At 63.6% G+C, this 539-nt stretch carries 1 protein-coding gene; it reads left to right on the forward strand.

All coding sequences use genetic code 11. The features are described 5' to 3' along the window. Positions 1-236: 236 nt before the first annotated feature. A partial coding sequence (locus FWJ25_RS20805; RefSeq protein WP_223163292.1) for a CAP domain-containing protein occupies positions 237-539 on the forward strand: 303 nt, incomplete at its 3' end.

Below are 539 nucleotides of genomic sequence, written 5' to 3' on the forward strand. Positions count from 1 at the left end.
GATCACACATTGGCCTTGCTTGCACTGGTGCTTGCTCATAATTAGTTCATCAGCAAACAACAAACAATGGCACCGAGGCTAGCGTGTCTCCTAGCTCTGGCCATGGCAGCCATCGTCGTGGCGCCGTGCACGGCGATCACACATTGGCCTTGCTTGCACTGGTGCTTGCTCATAATTAGTTCATCAGCAAACAACAAACAATGGCACCGAGGCTAGCGTGTCTCCTAGCTCTGGCCATGGCAGCCATCGTCGTGGCGCCGTGCACGGCCCAGAACTCGCCGCAGGACTACGTGGACCCRCACAACGCGGCGCGCGCCGACGTGGGCGTCGGGCCGGTGTCCTGGGACGACACCGTSGCCGCGTACGCGCAGAGCTACGCGGCGCAGCGCCAGGGCGACTGCMAGCTGATCCACTCCGGCGGGCCCTACGGCGAGAACCTCTTCTGGGGCTCCGCCGGCGCCGACTGGTCGGCGTCCGACGCCGTGGGCTCCTGGGTGTCCGAGAAGCAGTACTACGACCACGACACCAACAGCTGCGCG

It is taken from the genome of Marinobacter salinexigens, from assembly GCF_008370345.1.
GTDB classification, from domain to species: Bacteria; Pseudomonadota; Gammaproteobacteria; order Pseudomonadales; family Oleiphilaceae; genus Marinobacter; species Marinobacter salinexigens.